The 16,859-nt window shown below is 59.4% G+C and carries 15 protein-coding genes; 12 read left to right on the top strand and 3 right to left on the bottom strand.

Annotated features, from left to right (window positions below; translation table 11 throughout):
• Position 1: 1 nt before the first annotated feature.
• The 9 genes from rimM (at position 2) to B7L09_RS11715 (ending at position 8,625) form a co-directional block, all read left to right on the top strand.
• Positions 2-538: a ribosome maturation factor RimM gene (gene rimM, locus B7L09_RS11755; protein WP_064454004.1), complete on the top strand. Its 537-nt coding sequence runs from the start codon at positions 2-4 to the stop codon at positions 536-538.
• Positions 520-1,293: a tRNA (guanosine(37)-N1)-methyltransferase TrmD gene (gene trmD / locus B7L09_RS11750; protein WP_176457691.1), complete on the top strand. Its 774-nt coding sequence runs from the start codon at positions 520-522 to the stop codon at positions 1,291-1,293. The genes rimM and trmD overlap by 19 nt, the downstream gene beginning before the upstream one ends.
• A gap of 45 nt (positions 1,294-1,338) precedes the next feature.
• Complete coding sequence (gene rplS / locus B7L09_RS11745) at positions 1,339-1,689, top strand: 50S ribosomal protein L19 (RefSeq protein ID WP_003175895.1); 351 nt, start codon at positions 1,339-1,341, stop codon at positions 1,687-1,689.
• 98 nt (positions 1,690-1,787) lie between these two features.
• Positions 1,788-2,684, top strand: a complete 897-nt coding sequence (gene xerD / locus B7L09_RS11740) for a site-specific tyrosine recombinase XerD (protein ID WP_094468942.1) — start codon at positions 1,788-1,790, stop codon at positions 2,682-2,684.
• 326 nt (positions 2,685-3,010) lie between these two features.
• Positions 3,011-3,742 carry a DsbC family protein gene (locus B7L09_RS11735; protein WP_094468941.1) on the top strand — a complete coding sequence of 244 codons (732 nt, stop codon included), beginning with the start codon at positions 3,011-3,013 and terminating at the stop codon, positions 3,740-3,742.
• A 132-nt stretch (positions 3,743-3,874) separates the two neighbouring features.
• Positions 3,875-5,179: a homoserine dehydrogenase gene (locus B7L09_RS11730; RefSeq protein WP_094468955.1), complete on the top strand. Its 1,305-nt coding sequence runs from the start codon at positions 3,875-3,877 to the stop codon at positions 5,177-5,179.
• Positions 5,180-5,288: 109 nt separating this feature from the next.
• On the top strand, positions 5,289-6,698 hold the full coding sequence (gene thrC / locus B7L09_RS11725) for a threonine synthase (protein WP_094468940.1): 1,410 nt from the start codon (positions 5,289-5,291) through the stop codon (positions 6,696-6,698).
• 121 nt (positions 6,699-6,819) lie between these two features.
• Positions 6,820-8,175: a transporter substrate-binding domain-containing protein gene (locus B7L09_RS11720; protein ID WP_094468939.1), complete on the top strand. Its 1,356-nt coding sequence runs from the start codon at positions 6,820-6,822 to the stop codon at positions 8,173-8,175.
• Positions 8,176-8,337: 162 nt separating this feature from the next.
• Complete coding sequence (locus B7L09_RS11715) at positions 8,338-8,625, top strand: DUF3509 domain-containing protein (RefSeq protein ID WP_094468938.1); 288 nt, start codon at positions 8,338-8,340, stop codon at positions 8,623-8,625.
• Positions 8,626-8,791: 166 nt separating this feature from the next.
• Here B7L09_RS11715 and B7L09_RS11710 read toward each other — a convergent pair whose 3' ends face one another.
• Together B7L09_RS11710 and B7L09_RS11705 are read right to left on the bottom strand one after the other, a co-directional pair.
• A complete protein-coding gene (locus B7L09_RS11710; RefSeq protein ID WP_094468954.1) occupies positions 8,792-9,745 on the bottom strand; it encodes a TIGR02285 family protein in 954 nt (317 codons plus the stop codon).
• Positions 9,699-10,898: a CaiB/BaiF CoA transferase family protein gene (locus tag B7L09_RS11705; protein WP_094468937.1), complete on the bottom strand. Its 1,200-nt coding sequence runs from the start codon at positions 10,896-10,898 to the stop codon at positions 9,699-9,701. The genes B7L09_RS11710 and B7L09_RS11705 overlap by 47 nt, the downstream gene beginning before the upstream one ends.
• 147 nt (positions 10,899-11,045) lie before the next feature.
• On the opposite strand from B7L09_RS11705, the gene B7L09_RS11700 reads away from it, so the two are divergent.
• The 3 genes from B7L09_RS11700 to B7L09_RS11685 all read left to right on the top strand — a co-directional run bounded on the left by B7L09_RS11700 (position 11,046) and on the right by B7L09_RS11685 (position 14,738).
• Positions 11,046-11,588 (top strand): YaeQ family protein, encoded by a 543-nt coding sequence (locus B7L09_RS11700; protein ID WP_094468936.1) that lies wholly within the window; start codon positions 11,046-11,048, stop codon positions 11,586-11,588.
• Positions 11,589-11,654: 66 nt separating this feature from the next.
• Complete coding sequence (gene recJ, locus B7L09_RS11695; RefSeq protein WP_094468935.1) at positions 11,655-13,364, top strand: single-stranded-DNA-specific exonuclease RecJ; 1,710 nt, start codon at positions 11,655-11,657, stop codon at positions 13,362-13,364.
• 267 nt (positions 13,365-13,631) lie between these two features.
• Positions 13,632-14,738 (top strand): NADH:flavin oxidoreductase/NADH oxidase, encoded by a 1,107-nt coding sequence (locus B7L09_RS11685; RefSeq protein WP_094468933.1) that lies wholly within the window; start codon positions 13,632-13,634, stop codon positions 14,736-14,738.
• Positions 14,739-14,919: 181 nt separating this feature from the next.
• Here the strand turns inward: B7L09_RS11685 and B7L09_RS11680 are convergent, their stop codons facing one another.
• Positions 14,920-16,545 (bottom strand): glucan biosynthesis protein D, encoded by a 1,626-nt coding sequence (locus B7L09_RS11680; RefSeq protein WP_094468932.1) that lies wholly within the window; start codon positions 16,543-16,545, stop codon positions 14,920-14,922.
• Positions 16,546-16,859 lie beyond the last annotated feature (314 nt).

Here is a 16,859-nt window from a genome sequence, read left to right as displayed (position 1 = left end):
TATGAACGCGACGCCAGCTGTTGCTGATGATTTGATCGTTATCGGCAAGATTTACTCTGTTCATGGCGTTCGCGGCGAAGTGAAGGTGTATTCCTTTACTGATCCGACTGAAAACCTGTTGCAGTACAAAACCTGGACGCTCAAGCGCGAAGGGAGTGTGAAACAGGTCGAGCTGGTCAGTGGACGCGGGAGCGATAAGTTCCTGGTCGCAAAGCTCAAGGGTCTTGATGATCGTGAAGAAGCTCGTCTTCTGGCCGGTTATGAGATCTGCGTGCCGCGCAACCTGTTCCCTGAATTGACCGACGGCGAGTACTACTGGTACCAGCTGGAAGGTCTGAAGGTTATTGATCAACTGGGGCAATTGCTCGGGAAAATCGATCATCTTCTGGAAACCGGCGCCAATGATGTAATGGTGGTCAAGCCTTGCGCTGGCAGCCTGGATGATCGCGGACGCCTGTTGCCGTATACCGGGCAATGCGTGTTGGCCGTCGACCTGGCAGCGGGCGAGATGAAGGTGGAATGGGACGCGGACTTCTAAGCGTGGCTAATTTGCGCATTGAAGTGATCAGTTTGTTTCCCGAGATGTTTTCCGCCATCAGCGAGTACGGCATCACCAGTCGGGCGGTGAAACAGGGGCTGTTGCAGCTTACCTGTTGGAACCCGCGAGACTACACGACGGATCGACATCACACTGTGGACGATCGCCCATTTGGCGGTGGCCCGGGCATGGTGATGAAGATCAAGCCCCTGGAAGACGCGTTGGCCCAGGCCAAGGCAGCAGCCGGGGAGGCGGCGAAGGTGATTTACCTGTCCCCCCAAGGCCGTCAACTGACTCAGTCGGCGGTGCGCGAGTTGGCGAATCTGGATGCATTGATCCTGATTGCCGGTCGCTATGAAGGCATTGACGAGCGGTTTATTGAAGCTCATGTCGATGAAGAGTGGTCGATTGGGGACTATGTCCTGTCTGGCGGCGAGCTGCCGGCGATGGTCCTGATAGATGCGGTTACACGACTGCTGCCTGGAGCTTTAGGGCATGCGGACTCCGCGGAGGAAGACTCCTTCACGGATGGTTTGCTGGATTGCCCGCACTACACCCGACCGGAGGTGTATGCGGATCAGCGTGTTCCCGACGTATTGCTAAGTGGCAATCACGCACACATCCGGCGTTGGCGTTTACAGCAGTCCCTTGGTCGGACCTATGAACGACGCGCCGATCTTCTGGAAAGCCGCTCGCTTTCTGGAGAAGAGAAGAAGCTGCTCGAGGAATACATCCTCGCGCGGGACGATAGTTAACAACGTATCGATGGTAGGTCCGATGACTTACCTTAGGAGCACAGCATGACTAACAAAATCATCCTTGCACTCGAAGCAGAGCAGATGACCAAAGAGATCCCTACCTTTGCCCCAGGCGACACTATTGTCGTTCAGGTGAAAGTGAAGGAAGGCGACCGTTCGCGTCTGCAAGCGTTCGAAGGCGTGGTAATCGCCAAGCGTAACCGTGGTGTGAACAGTGCTTTCACTGTTCGTAAAATCTCCAACGGTGTTGGCGTAGAGCGTACTTTCCAGACCTACAGCCCGCAAATCGACAGCATGGCCGTTAAGCGTCGCGGTGACGTACGTAAAGCCAAGCTGTACTACCTGCGTGACCTGTCCGGTAAAGCAGCTCGCATCAAGGAAAAACTGGCTTAAGTCCAGCTTCCCGATGCAGAAAAAAGCAGCCTACGGGCTGCTTTTTTGTGCCTGAAATTTGTCAATTTGCCGGTAGTTTNCCAGTGACCTGAGCCACTATGCCCGCCATCGATCATCCCCTGATAGACCAATTCCTCGACGCGCTCTGGCTGGAGAAAGGCCTGTCCGACAATACCCGCGATGCCTATCGCAGTGACTTGGCCCTGTTCAACGGCTGGCTGCAGGAGAAAAACCTCGAACTGATCAATGCCGGTCGCGAGCTGATCCTTGATCACCTGGCCTGGCGCCTTGAGCAGAACTACAAGCCTCGCTCCACTGCGCGATTTCTATCTGGCGTGCGTGGTTTTTATCGCTACCTGCTGCGGGAAAAGCTGATCGCGGTCGACCCGACCCTGCAAATCGATATGCCGCAACTGGGCAGGCCGCTGCCCAAGTCTCTGTCGGAAGCAGACGTGGAAGCGCTGCTCGAGGCGCCCGACCTGAGTGAAGCCATCGGACAGCGTGACCGCGCCATGCTCGAAGTGCTCTACGCCTGCGGGCTGCGGGTGACTGAACTGATCAGCCTGACCCTGGAGCAAGTCAACTTGCGTCAGGGCGTGCTGCGCGTCATGGGCAAAGGCAGCAAGGAGCGACTGGTGCCGATGGGCGAGGAGGCGATTGTGTGGGTTGAGCGCTATATGCGTGATGCCCGTGGCGAATTGCTCGGCGGGCGGCCCAGCGACGTGCTGTTCCCCAGCCTGCGCGGTGAGCAGATGACCCGCCAGACCTTCTGGCACCGTATCAAGCACCAGGCCAAAGTGGCTGGGATCGGCAAGGCGCTGTCGCCACATACGTTGCGCCACGCGTTTGCCACCCATTTGCTCAACCACGGTGCGGATTTGCGGGTGGTGCAAATGCTGCTGGGGCACAGTGACTTATCCACAACCCAGATTTACACCCACGTCGCGCGCGCACGTCTGCAGGAGATGCACGCCAAGCATCACCCGCGCGGCTGACAGAACCCGAGATGGAGGGCAGTGGCCCGTCGTGGCGAGGGAGCTTGCTCCCGCTGGGGCGCGAAGCGACCCCAAAACCATGGACCACGGTTAATCAGGAAAATCGAGGTGCCTGTTTTACGACTGCTGCGCAGTCGAGCGGGAGCAAGCTCCCTCGCCCCAATAAGTGTTATCAAATGCGCACCATTATGTGTGTTGCGTCAGCCGGAGTCGGCCACAGGGGCCTTATGTGGTAGGCTTTGCCGGTTTGCACGATGGGCGGTTATGACCCGGTGTTTCGGCACGGGCGTTCTGATCGTCCCATTTGTCCGCCTTCAGGAGTTCTCATGCGTCTGATCCAGATTTTCGCCGCCGCAGCCATTGCGTTGGTCAGTACCTTTGCCGTCGCCGATGACGCGGCCGACAAAGCCATTCGTAAAAGCCTGGAAAACCTCCAGCTGGAAGTACCCGTAGAAAGCATCTCCGCCAGTCCGTTGCCGGGCCTGTACGAAGTCAAACTGCAAGGCAGCCGCGTGCTCTACGCCAGCGCCGACGGCCAATACGTGGTGCAGGGCTACCTGTTCCAGCTCAAGGACGGCAAGCCGGTCAACCTGACCGAGAAAGCCGAGCGCCTGGGCGTGTCCAAGTTGATCAACGGCATTCCAGTGGCTGAAACCGTGGTTTACCCGGCCATCGGCGAGACCAAGACTCACATCACCGTGTTCACCGACACCACCTGCCCGTACTGCCACAAGCTGCACGCCGAAGTGCCTGCGCTGAACAAAATGGGTATCGAAGTGCGCTACGTCGCGTTCCCGCGCCAGGGCCTGGGCTCGCCGGGTGACGAACAACTGCAAGCCGTATGGTGCTCGGCCGACAAGAAAGCCGCCATGGACAAAATGGTCGATGGCAAGGAAATCAAGTCGGCCAAATGCGCCAACCCGGTTTCCAAGCAGTTCGCCCTGGGCCAGTCGATTGGTGTGAACGGTACACCGGCCATCGTTTTGGCTGATGGCCAAGTAATTCCGGGCTACCAGCCTGCGCCACAAGTTGCCAAACTGGCGCTGGGCGCGAAATAATTCGCATCGTCATGGCCAGCCTTTGACGATCATGGTCCGGCGGCACCATTGCCGGGCCATTAATAGAGAGCCGCGAGCATGCGGCTGTTTTCACGGCCGGCCTTGAGTCGGCCGTTTCATGGGGAGTTCTCAGTGAAACCGGTCAAAGTAGGCATCTGTGGGTTAGGGACCGTCGGTGGCGGCACCTTGAACGTACTTCAGCGTAATGCTGAAGAAATTTCCCGCCGTGCAGGGCGTGGGATTGAAGTGGCGCAAATTGCCANGCGTACGCCAAAGCCTCAGTTCCAAACGACCGGTATTGCGATTACCAACGATGTCTTCGCCGTGGCCACGAACCCTGAGATCGACATCGTCATAGAGCTGATGGGCGGCTACACCGTTGCCCGCGAGCTGGTACTCAAGGCCATCGAGAATGGCAAGCATGTGGTCACCGCGAACAAGGCACTGATCGCCGTTCACGGTAATGAAATTTTCGCCAAGGCGCGCGAGAAGGGCGTGATCGTTGCGTTCGAAGCGGCTGTGGCCGGCGGCATCCCGGTGATCAAGGCGATCCGTGAAGGCTTGTCCGCCAACCGTATCAACTGGGTGGCCGGCATCATCAACGGCACCGGCAACTTCATCCTCACCGAAATGCGCGAGAAGGGCCGTACCTTCGAAGACGTGCTGGCCGAAGCCCAGGCGCTGGGTTACGCCGAAGCCGACCCGACCTTTGACGTGGAAGGCATCGACGCGGCCCACAAGCTGACCATCCTGGCCTCCATCGCCTTTGGTATCCCGCTGCAGTTCGACAAGGCCTACACCGAAGGCATCACCAAGCTGACCACTGCCGACGTGAACTACGCCGAAGCCCTGGGCTACCGCATCAAGCACCTGGGCGTGGCGCGCAGCACTCCGGCCGGTATCGAGCTGCGTGTGCACCCGACGTTGATCCCGGCCGACCGCCTGATCGCCAACGTCAACGGCGTGATGAACGCCGTGATGGTCAACGGTGATGCAGCCGGCTCCACGCTGTTCTACGGCGCCGGTGCCGGTATGGAACCGACGGCCTCCTCGGTCATCGCCGACCTGGTGGACGTGGTCCGCGCCATGACCAGCGACCCGGAAAACCGCGTGCCGCACCTGGCCTTCCAGCCGGACTCGCTGTCGGCCCACCCGATCCTGCCGATCGAAGCCTGCGAAAGTGCCTACTACCTGCGCATCCAGGCTCAGGATCATCCGGGCGTACTGGCCCAGGTCGCGAGCATCCTGTCGGAGCGTGGCATCAACATCGAATCGATCATGCAGAAGGAAGTCGAGGAGCAAAACGGCCAGGTGCCGATGATCCTGTTGACCCACCGCGTGCTCGAACAGCGCATGAACGATGCGATCGCCGCGCTGGAAGCCCTGGCCGGCGTGGTCGGTCCGGTCGTTCGGATCCGCGTCGAGCACCTGAACTAAGCCGTTATCGTTCACCGGGCCTGCGTGCGGGCCCGGGTTTGCGAACACTGTCGTTCACCGGGCCTGCGTGCGGGCCCGGGTTTGCGAACACTGTCTATTGGAGCCAGTCATGCGTTATATCAGTACCCGCGGCCAGGCACCGGCCCTGAATTTCGAAGACGTTTTGCTGGCAGGCCTTGCCACTGACGGCGGCCTGTATGTGCCGGAAAACCTGCCACGTTTCACCCAGGAAGAAATTGCGTCCTGGGCGGGCCTGCCGTACCACGAGCTGGCGTTCCGGGTGATGCGCCCGTTCGTCACCGGCAGCATTCCGGATGCGGATTTCAAAAAGATTCTGGAAGAGACTTATGGCGTGTTTTCCCACAGCGCCATCGCCCCTCTGCGTCAGCTGAACGGCAACGAATGGGTGCTGGAGCTGTTCCACGGCCCGACCCTGGCGTTCAAGGACTTCGCCCTGCAATTGCTGGGTCGCCTGCTCGATTACGTGCTGGAAAAGCGCGGCGAGCGTGTGGTGATCATCGGCGCTACGTCCGGTGATACCGGTTCGGCCGCCATCGAAGGTTGCAAGCACTGCGAAAACGTCGACATCTTCATCCTGCACCCGCACAAGCGCGTGTCGGAAGTGCAGCGTCGCCAGATGACGACCATTTTCGGTGAAAACATCCACAACATCGCCATCGAAGGCAACTTCGATGACTGCCAGGAAATGGTCAAGAACAGCTTCGCTGACCAGAGCTTCCTGAAAGGTACGCGCCTGGTGGCGGTAAACTCGATCAACTGGGCCCGGATCATGGCTCAGATCGTCTACTACTTCCACGCGTCCCTGCAGTTGGGCGGCCCGGCGCGTTCGGTGTCGTTCTCGGTGCCGACCGGCAACTTCGGCGACATCTTTGCCGGCTACCTGGCGCGCAACATGGGCCTGCCGATCAACCAGTTGATCGTCGCCACCAACCGCAACGACATCCTGCACCGCTTCATGAGTGGCAACCAGTACGTCAAGGAAACCCTGCACGCCACATTGTCGCCGTCCATGGATATCATGGTGTCGTCGAACTTCGAACGCCTGCTGTTCGACATGCACGGTCGCAATGGCGCCGCGCTGGCTGGCCTGATGGACAGCTTCAAGCAGGGCGGCGGTTTCAGCGTCGAACAGGAACGCTGGACCGAAGCCCGCAAACTGTTCGATTCCCTAGCCGTGGATGACGCGCAAACCTGCGAAACCATTGCCGAAGTCTACGAGCAAACCGGCGAACTGCTGGATCCGCACACCGCCATCGGNGTGAAGGCCGCACGCGAATGCCGTCGCAGCCTGGANATTCCAATGGTGATCCTCGGCACGGCCCATCCGGTCAAATTCCCGGATGCAGTGGAGAAAGCCGGCGTAGGAAAAGCGCTTGAACTACCTGCACATCTTTCTGATTTGTTTGAGCGAGATGAGCGTTGCACCGTGTTGCCGAACGATTTGAAAGCCGTGCAGGCCTTTGTCAGTCAGCATGGCAACCGCGGCAAGCCTCTGTAACCGGTAAAAGCTGTCACATTTTGAAGCCCGTCTCCTGACGGGCTTTCTCATTTCTGCATGCCACACTTGTCGTGTTTTCGCCCCAGAAAGGATGGGCGAGTTGATTGCGAAGGAAGTGGTAATGCTGTTTTTCAGAGGGTTTAAGCCAGCCGTGTGCTGGGTGTTTTTGATCGGCGTCCTGGGCTTGGTTCAAGCAGGGGCGGCCGCGCAATTGGCGACGCCGGAGTCCAGGGGGGCAGGCGTCGGCGCAACCATCGAACTGGATGCTCAGGAATTGAGGTGGATTGCCGAGCACCCGCAAGTCATCGTCTCGTCGGTGCAATACCCGCTTTATCTGTTCAAGGATGAACACGGTCAGTGGAGCGGTCTGAACAACGATCTGCTCAATCGCATCAGTGCCATGACGGGCTTGCAGTTTGTTCACGAGGAGTCGTTTTCCACCGACCAGCTGCTCGGGCGTCTGGAAAGTGCCGAGGCGGACATGAGCACAACGCTGGCAATGAATGACGAGCGTAAGGCGTTCCTGGATTTCAGTCATGCGTTCGGTGGCGCTGGATGGGTGTTTGTCGGACGGGCAGATGCCCCCGTCGTGCACTCCCTGACGCAGTTGGCGAAAAGAGTGCTGGTGTTGCCGGCCCGGCACGCACTCGAAGGCACGATTCGCCGCGACTACCCGGCGATCGAATTGCGCACGGTCAAGACTTACGCCGAGGCCAGGGCGCTGGTTGAAAGTGGTGAAGCCTTTGCCACCATTGAAAATGAAATCGGGGCGCAGCTCTATCCGTTAGGGCAACTCAAGGTCGGGCGCGCCGTGGAGGGCAAATGGGAGGCTGATCACCTCGCGGTACGCAAAGGTCAGTCGCCGTTGCTGAGCATACTCAACAAGGCGCTTGAGGCCTTTCCTGCGGCCGACTTGCGCGCCATTCGCCTGAAATGGCTCAGCGGTATCGCTCCCGTCGAGTCACCTTCTCGCTGGCGGCAGATGACTCACTGGTTTTGCTGGGGCATGTTTATCGTCAGCCTGTTCGGACTGCTTTCCTTGCTCTGGAGCCGCAGGCTCGCGGCGCTGATCAAGCAGCGCGTAGACGCTGAGAAGGGGCTCGGCGATCAGCTTGCTTTCCAGCATGCGTTGATCGACGCCATGCCCGATCCGATGTTTGTTCGTGATCTGCAAGGGCGCTTGATCATGTGCAACAAAAGTTATGAGGAGAGTCTCGGCACCCGTTTTGACCAGGTTCAGGGGCGACGGCTGGTTGAGCTCGATGTGCTGCCGGCGGAAACCGCAGCGCTGCTGCATGCTGAATTCATGGCGCAGATGGAGACCCGAAAGCCACGCTTCAGTGAACGTCAATTGCTGTTCAACAACGGTGTCCGGGACATCTACCAATGGACGGTGCCGTTCTACAGCGCCGACGGCCAATTGCGAGGGTTGCTGGGGGGATGGACTGATATCGGTCACCGGACAAGGCACCTGTGAACAGGCTGTTTTTTCCCTGTCATCTTTGCCGTGCATGCTCTATCGACCAGAGACGCCGACGCGTCTGCACCTGGAATCCAGAACTTTCTTCTCGGGCCGGTGGTCATTTACTGTGAACACGCCCCAGGCACTTTGTTTTCGGACTATTGAGTGGTGATCGAGATGGAAAGTATCAGTCTATTGCTCGGTGAGGCTCTGAGCCCGTATCAGGTCACGCTGACCCCGTCGGGCGCCCATGGCGAATGCCTGGTGACACTGAAGAATGCGACCGGCGCAATCGTGGTCGAACGGGCGTTCAATCAAGCTCAGTTAACCGATTACCGTCTGCTGACGGATGTCGTCGACGGTTTGCACCGTGACGTGCTGATTGCCGAAGGACGGCTGGAACCCTGCGTCATCGCGGCGCTGCGCAATGCGGCCCAGGATAAGGTCCTGGCCAATCGAAATTGAATTGTTCTTTTGTGGGAACCTTCCTGCACTCAGGTCGTCAGACCATGTAACAGCAGGATCAAGCATTGTGCTCCGGTGCTTGTGGCTTGTTGTACTGGTCTTTGTAGGCCACGTTTAACCCCGAGTTGTCTCCCCACTGCTCGGGGTTTCTTTTGCCTGCGATTTGTCACGGCTGCGCCTGATGCTCGAAAAACACTCTGGATTCTTCGAGGTAAGCGCTGCGACTTTCCGGGTCGAGCCACGCGGCGTAGGCCTCGCTCAACTGGGCGCGGGGAAGTTTGCGCAGCAGCTGATTGATCTCGACGATCGCTTGCCGGCCGATGGGTGTGTCGGTACAGCCTATATAACCGGACAAGAATTTTTCCGCGCCGCGAATCGGGTAAAACTGCAGCTCATCCTCCGCGATTCCCTGCTGCTGGGCCTGGTAACGGATTTCCGGGCGATAGCCCAGTAGCATTTGCAAACGGCCCAGGCGCTGCATCTGCAACAGGCTGGCAAGGGCATCGTTACCGTAATGGGGAGCCAGTGCGTCCGGTGGCGCCAGTTTTAGCAGCGTGTCGAGGACTTGGCCGTAACTGCGCTCGGCGACGACCCCGATTTTCTTTTGGCCACTGGCCAGCAGAGCCGCAAGATCGACTTCGCCGTCGATCAGAAAAGGATCCAGCTGCGCGCGGTCTTCCCGGCGGACGACAAGTCCATTGCTCACCGCGCGGAAGGCCGGAATGGAGAACGCAATCCATTGTTCGCGCTCTTTGGTCCAGACCAGTGACGGATCGCAGGTAAACGATTCTTCGCGGAGCATTTGCATGGCGCGGGCCCGGTTGACTCGCATCAGGGTGTGCTCGTATTGCGGCATCCCGGCTATCAACAGCGGCAGGATCTGATCGACAATCCCCTGACCTTTTTTCGGACCTTCAAAGATCATCGTGGGTGGCAAGTCGCGGAGTAACCAGATCAGCGTCATCGCGGATGGGGCCAGCCCGGCGAGAAGAAGCGTAACCAGCAGCGCGCGCACCACCCGCCCGCCATGCGTCAGGCAGAATCTGATGGACTGCGCTAGCCGGCGCCTCAGCTTAGATGGCTCCGTCTTTGCGCAGCTGTGCAATCTGCGACGCGTTATAGCCAAGTGCCTGGAGTACCTGTGCGTTGTGCTCACCCAGTTGTGGCCCGACCCATTCGCAATCGCCGGGTGTCTCAGAGAGTTTCGGCACAATCCCCGGCATCTTGAAGTCTTTACCGTCTGGCAGCTTGGCCTGCAGGAACATTTCCCGGGCCAGGTACTGCGGATCGCTGAACATGTCTTCGGCGCTGAAGATCCGACTGACAGGTACATCGGCCTGATTCAGCTGCGTGAGTACGGTGTCCAGCGGCTGCGANTTGACCCAGCGATCAATCACCCCGTAAATCTCGTCNCGGCGGCTATCGCGTCCGTCATTGCTCGCCAGCTGCGGGTCATTGGCCAGGTCTTCGCGGCCGATGGCGCTCATGAAACGCTTGAAGATTGCATCGCCATTGGCGCCGATCTGCACATGCTTGCCGTCGGCAGTGGTATGAATCGATGACGGCGTGATGCCGGGCATGATGTTGCCGGTGCGCTCGCGAATAAACCCGAACACGTCGAACTCCGGCACCATGCTTTCCATCATGGCGAAGATTGCTTCATACAGCGCCACATCCACCACTTGGCCNAGCCCGCCGTTGACCTCACGATGACGCAGCGCCATCAGCGCGCCGATGACCGCCCACAAGGCGGCAATCGAGTCGCCGATGGAAATCCCCGTGCGTACCGGCGGGCGGTCTTCGAAACCGGTGATATAGCGCAAGCCGCCCATGGATTCACCGACGGCGCCAAAACCGGGTTGATCCTTCATCGGCCCGGTCTGGCCGAACCCCGACAGCCGTACCATCACCAGTTTCGGGTTGAGAGCGTGCAAGACGTCCCAGCCCAGGCCGAGTTTTTCCAACACGCCAGGGCGAAAATTCTCGATCAGGATGTCCGCTTCGCCCAGCAGTTTTTTCAGGATCGCGAGGCCGTCCGGGTGTTTCAGGTTCAGGGTCAGGGACTTTTTGTTGCGGGCCTGGACGAACCACCACAACGAGGTGCCTTCGTAGAGTTTTCGCCATTTGCGCAGCGGATCACCGCCGTCGGGGGATTCGATCTTGATCACTTCGGCACCGAATTCGGCGCAGATGCGTGACGCAAACGGGCCGGCGATCAAGGTGCCCAGTTCGATGACTTTCAGACCTGAGAGCGGTTTGGCGGTGAACGGCATGCTGGATCCTGTAGGACAAAGGCTGAGCGGATATAGCCTTTTAACATAGCCCAATGTCAGACGACCAAGCTTCATCGCCTTCTATTCGTTGATTGCCTACTGCATCGGTTAGACTGGCCGCCTTTCCCTGTCTCTAGAAGCCCGTTCATGGCCCAGCCGTCCACGACCTACAAATTCGAACTCAACCTCACCGACCTTGATCGCTCGGTGTACGAGAGCGTCAAACAGACCATCGCCCGCCATCCTTCGGAAACCGAAGAGCGCATGACCGTGCGTCTTTTGGCCTACGCACTTTGGTACAACGAGCAGCTGTCGTTCGGTCGCGGTCTGTCAGACGTGGATGAACCCGCCCTGTGGGAAAAGAGCCTGGACGACCGTGTCCTGCACTGGATTGAAGTCGGCCAGCCTGACGCCGATCGTCTCACCTGGTGCTCGCGCCGTACCGAACGCACCAGCTTGCTAGCCTACGGCAGCCTGCGCGTCTGGGAAACCAAAGTGATCCCGGCCATCAAAAACCTGAAAAACGTGCACATCGCAGCCGTGCCTCAGGACGTCCTNGAGACCCTGGCCAAGGACATGCCGCGCGTTATCAAGTGGGACGTGATGATCAGCGAAGGCACGATTTTCGTCACTGACGACCGTGGTCAGCATGAAGTCCAGTTGCAGTGGCTGAGCGGCGAACGCGGCTGATTTTTCGCCGTTCGTCCGCGTTATCCGGTTTTATCCTACGTATTCAAGAGAAGCACCTGTCACCCCATGCGCATCGAACCTCGCCTGTTGCCCGACACCCTGCCATTCCTCGGCGACCTGCCGCCGCTGCTGACGCGTCTTTACGCGGCGCGGGGCGTGCAATCGGAGGCGGAACTGGACAAGAGCCTGGCGCGGTTGATTCCCTACCAGCAGCTCAAGGGCATCGACGCGGCGGTGGACCTGCTGGTGACCGCCCTCGAGCAGCGCCAGCGCATCCTGATCGTCGGTGACTTCGACGCCGACGGCGCCACGGCCAGCACCGTGGGCACCCTTGGCCTGCGTTTGCTCGGCGCGGCCCATGTCGATTACCTGGTCCCCAACCGTTTTGAGTACGGTTATGGCCTGACGCCGGAAATCGTCGCCGTGGCGCTGCAGCGCACGCCGCAGTTGCTGATTACCGTGGATAACGGCATCTCCAGCGTCGAAGGCGTGGCGGCGGCAAAAGCGGCGGGGTTGAAGGTGTTGGTCACTGACCACCACTTGCCCGGCGATGAATTGCCGNTGGCCGATGCTATCGTCAATCCGAACCAGCCCGGTTGCGAATTTCCGAGCAAGGCACTGGCCGGCGTCGGGGTGATTTTCTATGTGTTGATGGCCCTGCGCGCGCGGTTGCGCAGCCTNGGCTGGTACGACAACACGCCGCAACCGAACATCGGTGAATTGCTCGACCTGGTCGCCCTGGGCAGCGTCGCCGACGTGGTGCCGCTGGATGCCAACAACCGCATCCTGGTCCATCAGGGGCTGGAGCGTATTCGCGCCGGTCGCGCCCGGCCGGGGATCAAGGCGATCCTTGAGGTCGCCAAGCGCGACCATGCCCGTATCACCTCGACCGACCTGGGCTTNATTGTCGGCCCTCGCCTGAATGCGGCGGGGCGCCTGGATGACATGAGCCTGGGCATCGAATGCCTGCTCACCACCGACTTCGCGGCGGCCCGGGAAATGGCGGCGCAACTGGACGGCATGAACCAGGACCGTAAATCCATCGAGCAGGGCATGCAGCGCGAGGCGCTCGCCCAGCTCAAGGACTTGCCGGTGGAATCGATGCCCTACGGTTTGTGCCTGTTCGACCCGGAATGGCACCAGGGCGTCATCGGCATTTTGGCGTCGCGCATGAAAGAGCGCTATTTCCGTCCGACCATTGCCTTTGCCGATGCTGGCGATGGTTTGCTCAAGGGCTCGGGGCGTTCGGTTCAGGGCTTTCATATTCGTGACGCCTTGAGCGTGGTGGCCGCGCAGCATCCGAACCTGATCAGCAAGTACGGCGGCCACGCCATGGCGGCCGGTTTGACCTTGCCCGAGGCGAATTTCCCNCTGTTTGCCGAGGCCTTTGACGCAGAAGTACGCAGGCAATTGCGCGAAGAAGACCTGACCGGCCGTCTGCTGTCGGACGGGGTTTTGGCGGTCGAAGAATTTCATCTTGAACTGGCTCGTGCCCTGCGCCATGCCGGGCCTTGGGGGCAGCACTTCCCTGAACCTTTGTTTCATGGCGTGTTTCAGTTGGTTGAGCAGCGCGTCGTCGGCGAACGGCACCTCAAAGTGGTGCTCAAAAGTGAATGTGGCTCGGTGAAGCTTGATGGCATCGCCTTCGGTATCGACCGCGACATCTGGCCGAATCCGACCATCAAGTGGGTGGAAGTGGCCTACAAACTCGACCTCAACGAGTTTCGAGGGAACGAGACGGTGCAGCTGATGATTGCCCACATCGAACCGCGTTGAGCCTTTCGCGAGCAGGCTCACTCCTACAGGATTTGCGCAAACCCTGTGGGAGTGAGCCTGCTCGCGAAAGCGATCTTTCTGACACCCAATCCCTCGGAACCCTCCCTCATCCCCCGATGTCGACTAGGCTCTAAGCACTGCTTGATTATCCTTGTGACGTCTTGTCCAATTTTTGCCCGCGGGGGCGGGTGCTGCGCCTTTTTCCTGTCACTCGTCGACTTTTCAAACAGAACCCTGGAGCCTGCCCACTGATTCGAGAGGTGCCCCATGAGTCTGCTGCTTGAACCCTATACCCTTCGTCAATTGACCCTGCTCAACCGGATTGCCGTCTCGCCGATGTGCCAGTATTCATCCGACGATGGCCTGGCCAATGACTGGCACCTGGTGCACCTGGGCAGTCGCGCCGTCGGCGGCGCCGGGCTGATTTTCACCGAAGCCACGGCGGTCACGGCCGACGGGCGCATCACCGCCGAGGACCTCGGCTTGTGGAATGACGCACAGATCGAGCCGTTGCAACGCATCACGCGCTTTATTGCCGCCCAAGGCGCGGTCGCGGGCATTCAATTGGCGCACGCCGGACGAAAGGCCAGCACCCACCGGCCGTGGATCGGTAAGCATGGCAGCGTCAAACCCGAAGACGGTGGCTGGGTGCCGGTAGGGCCGTCGCCGATTGCTTTCGACCCGCAGCACACCCCTCCGAAGCCGCTGGATGAAAGCGAGATTGCTGAGGTCATTCAGGCCTTTGTCGCCTCAGCCAAGCGAGCGCTGACGGCCGGTTTCAAAGTGGTCGAAGTGCACGCCGCTCACGGTTACCTGCTGCATCAGTTTCTTTCGCCATTGAGCAATCAGCGACGCGATCAATATGGCGGCTCTTTCGAGAACCGCATCCGGCTGGTGCTGCAAGTCACCGAAGCGGTACGGGCGGTCTGGCCGGAGGAGCTGCCGGTATTTGTGCGAGTGTCGGCCACCGATTGGGTTGAAGACGGCTGGAACCCTGATGAAACCGTGGAACTGGCGCGCCGCCTCAAAGACCTNGGCGTGGACCTGATAGACGTTTCGTCGGGCGGTACCGCGGCCAACGCCGAAATTCCTACAGGTCCGGGCTACCAGACCCGCTTTGCCGAACGTGTGCGCAAGGAGTCAGGCATCGCCACCGGCACGGTAGGAATGATTACCGAACCGGCCCAGGCCGAGCACATCTTGCGCACCTGCCAGGCGGACATCATCTTCCTNGCCCGTGAGTTGTTGCGTGATCCGTATTGGCCGCTGCATGCCGACGACGACCTGGGCGGGCGCAAGGCGATTTGGCCAGCGCAATANCAACGGGCGACGCACCGGGATCAGCCGATTCATGAGTCGGATTTGCGTGATTGAGGGATGCTGTAAAACCAAAAAGCCCCGATCGAGTTGATCGGGGCTTTTGCGTTTCCGGGCTGAAATTTTTGTTGTTTGACCTGCCGTCATCGCGAGCAAGACACAGATTTTGTATCCAACGAAGAACCCCTGTGGGAGCGAGCTTGCTCGCGATGGGGCCAGTCCAGACACCGACTTACTATCAGGTGTACTTACGCTTATCCGGCGCTGGCGGGAAATACTGGTACAACCAGGTCTCACTCAACGTCCGGTCATTGGTGCGAATGAACAACCGCAGCTCAACCGGCGCCACGCTGTCATTGGTCGGGTACCAATCGAAGGTAATCCGATAGCCCTTGATGTCATCCAGCACCAGCACGTTGAAATCCTTCACCTCGCCGTTCGAGCAGGTCACCACGGGCTCGATCCCCGCACCTTCCGGCAAACGGTCCAGGCCGCCACCGGTGAAGTCCACGGCAAACCGGCGTGCCCATACTTCGGGGTAGTGCTCGCCCGGTGCCCAGCCCTCGGTAAAGCCGCCCATGCCTGAGCGGGTCGCATTGACCCGCGCCAGCGGCGTGCTCACCGGTGGCAGGGCGCTCCAGTAGAGCTTGTAGCCGTAGTTCAGGGAATCACCGGCCGCGACCGGTTTCTTAGGGGTCCAGAACGCCACGATGTTATCCAGGGTTTCGCCGGTGGTGGGGATTTCCAGCAGGTCGATCGAGCCTTCGCCCCAGGCGGTGGTCGGTTCTACCCACAGGCTTGGGCGCTTGCTGTACCAATCCACGGTGTCCTGGTAGCTGGCGAACTCATGGTCGGTCTGCACCAGGCCGAAGCCTTTCGGGTCGGTGTCGGCGAACGCGTTGAATTGCAACTTTTCCGGGTTGTTCAACGGGCGGCAGATCCATTCGCCGTTGCCGCGCCACATCGCCAGCCGATCCGAATCGTGGATTTGCGGGTGGAGGGTGTCGCACATACGGCGCTCGTGGGTGCCGCAGCTGAACATGCTGGTCATCGGCGCGATGCCCAACTGTTCAATCGTGGTGCGCGCNTTGATGTGAGCGTCAATCTCCATCACCACGCGTTCGGCCTGGCAATCGATGTCAAAGCGATAGGCGCCAGTGGCGCTCGGCGAATCCAGCAGCGCGTAGACCACAAAGCGGGTGCTGTCCTTGCCCGGGGTCTCGAACCAGAACTTGGTGAAGTCCGGGAACTCCTCACGCTTCTTCGCGTAGGTATCGACCGCCAGCCCGCGTGCCGACAGACCGTACTGGCCAGTGGCGTCTACTGCACGGAAGTAGCTGGCGCCGAGGAAAGACAACACGTCATGGCGATCCAGTTCCGGCGCCTTGAACAGCTTGAAACCGGAGAAACCCAGGTCGCCAGTCAGCTGCTTGGTGTCGACCGTGGTTTTTTCATAGTTGAACAGGGAAGGGCGGAAATGCACTTCACGGGCCTGGCGGGTCTTGGGGTCGACGCTGTGCATGCGCACCGGCGTCTTGAAGCCCATGCCGACGTGGAAGAATTGCACGTCGAGCTGGCCGTTCAGTTCCTTCCACAGCGAGTGGTTGCCGTCATAGCCGATGGCATTGAAATTCTGCGGGGTCATGGTCGCCAGCGTCGGCGGCAGCACCTGTTTGGTGTCTTTATACGCGGTGCCGGCGAGCTGCTTGGCCTGAATCTTCAGCGCTTCGAAATCGAACGCCTGGGCAGCGCCATCAGCCGTGCCGTTACCCGCCCAGGCACGGGAGGCCAGCAGGCCAGTGGCCGACAAACCGGTGTAGGCAGCGATGGCCATGGATGCTTTGAGCAAATTCCTGCGGTGCATAGAGACAACCTGTCGTGAGCAAATCCCGCGCCGTTCCTGGCACGTGCTGGATCAGAAATAACGGTTCGGACATGCCTTCGGCCAAACGCAACGGACTTTAAACAGATAACAAATAGCTTAAACCGTTCGGTTGCAGAGAAAAAATGATTGGTAGCACTTTGATGATGCGGCAATGAAACAAGAAATGTCGGTTAAGTTTTCCGACAGCACTTTCTGATTTATAGGGCATTTCTGCTTTTTTTGACTAATTACTCTAAAAACCGCTTTTCAGCGCCGCGAATGTTCCTATTCTGTGTTCATGACCGGCTCTGTCC

Origin of the sequence: Pseudomonas mandelii (assembly GCF_002251635.1) — a bacterium.
Taxonomy (GTDB): Bacteria; Pseudomonadota; Gammaproteobacteria; order Pseudomonadales; family Pseudomonadaceae; genus Aquipseudomonas; species Aquipseudomonas mandelii_B.
The sequence above is the reverse complement of the archived record's forward strand: the minus strand, read 5'-3'. Positions and strand labels throughout refer to the sequence as shown.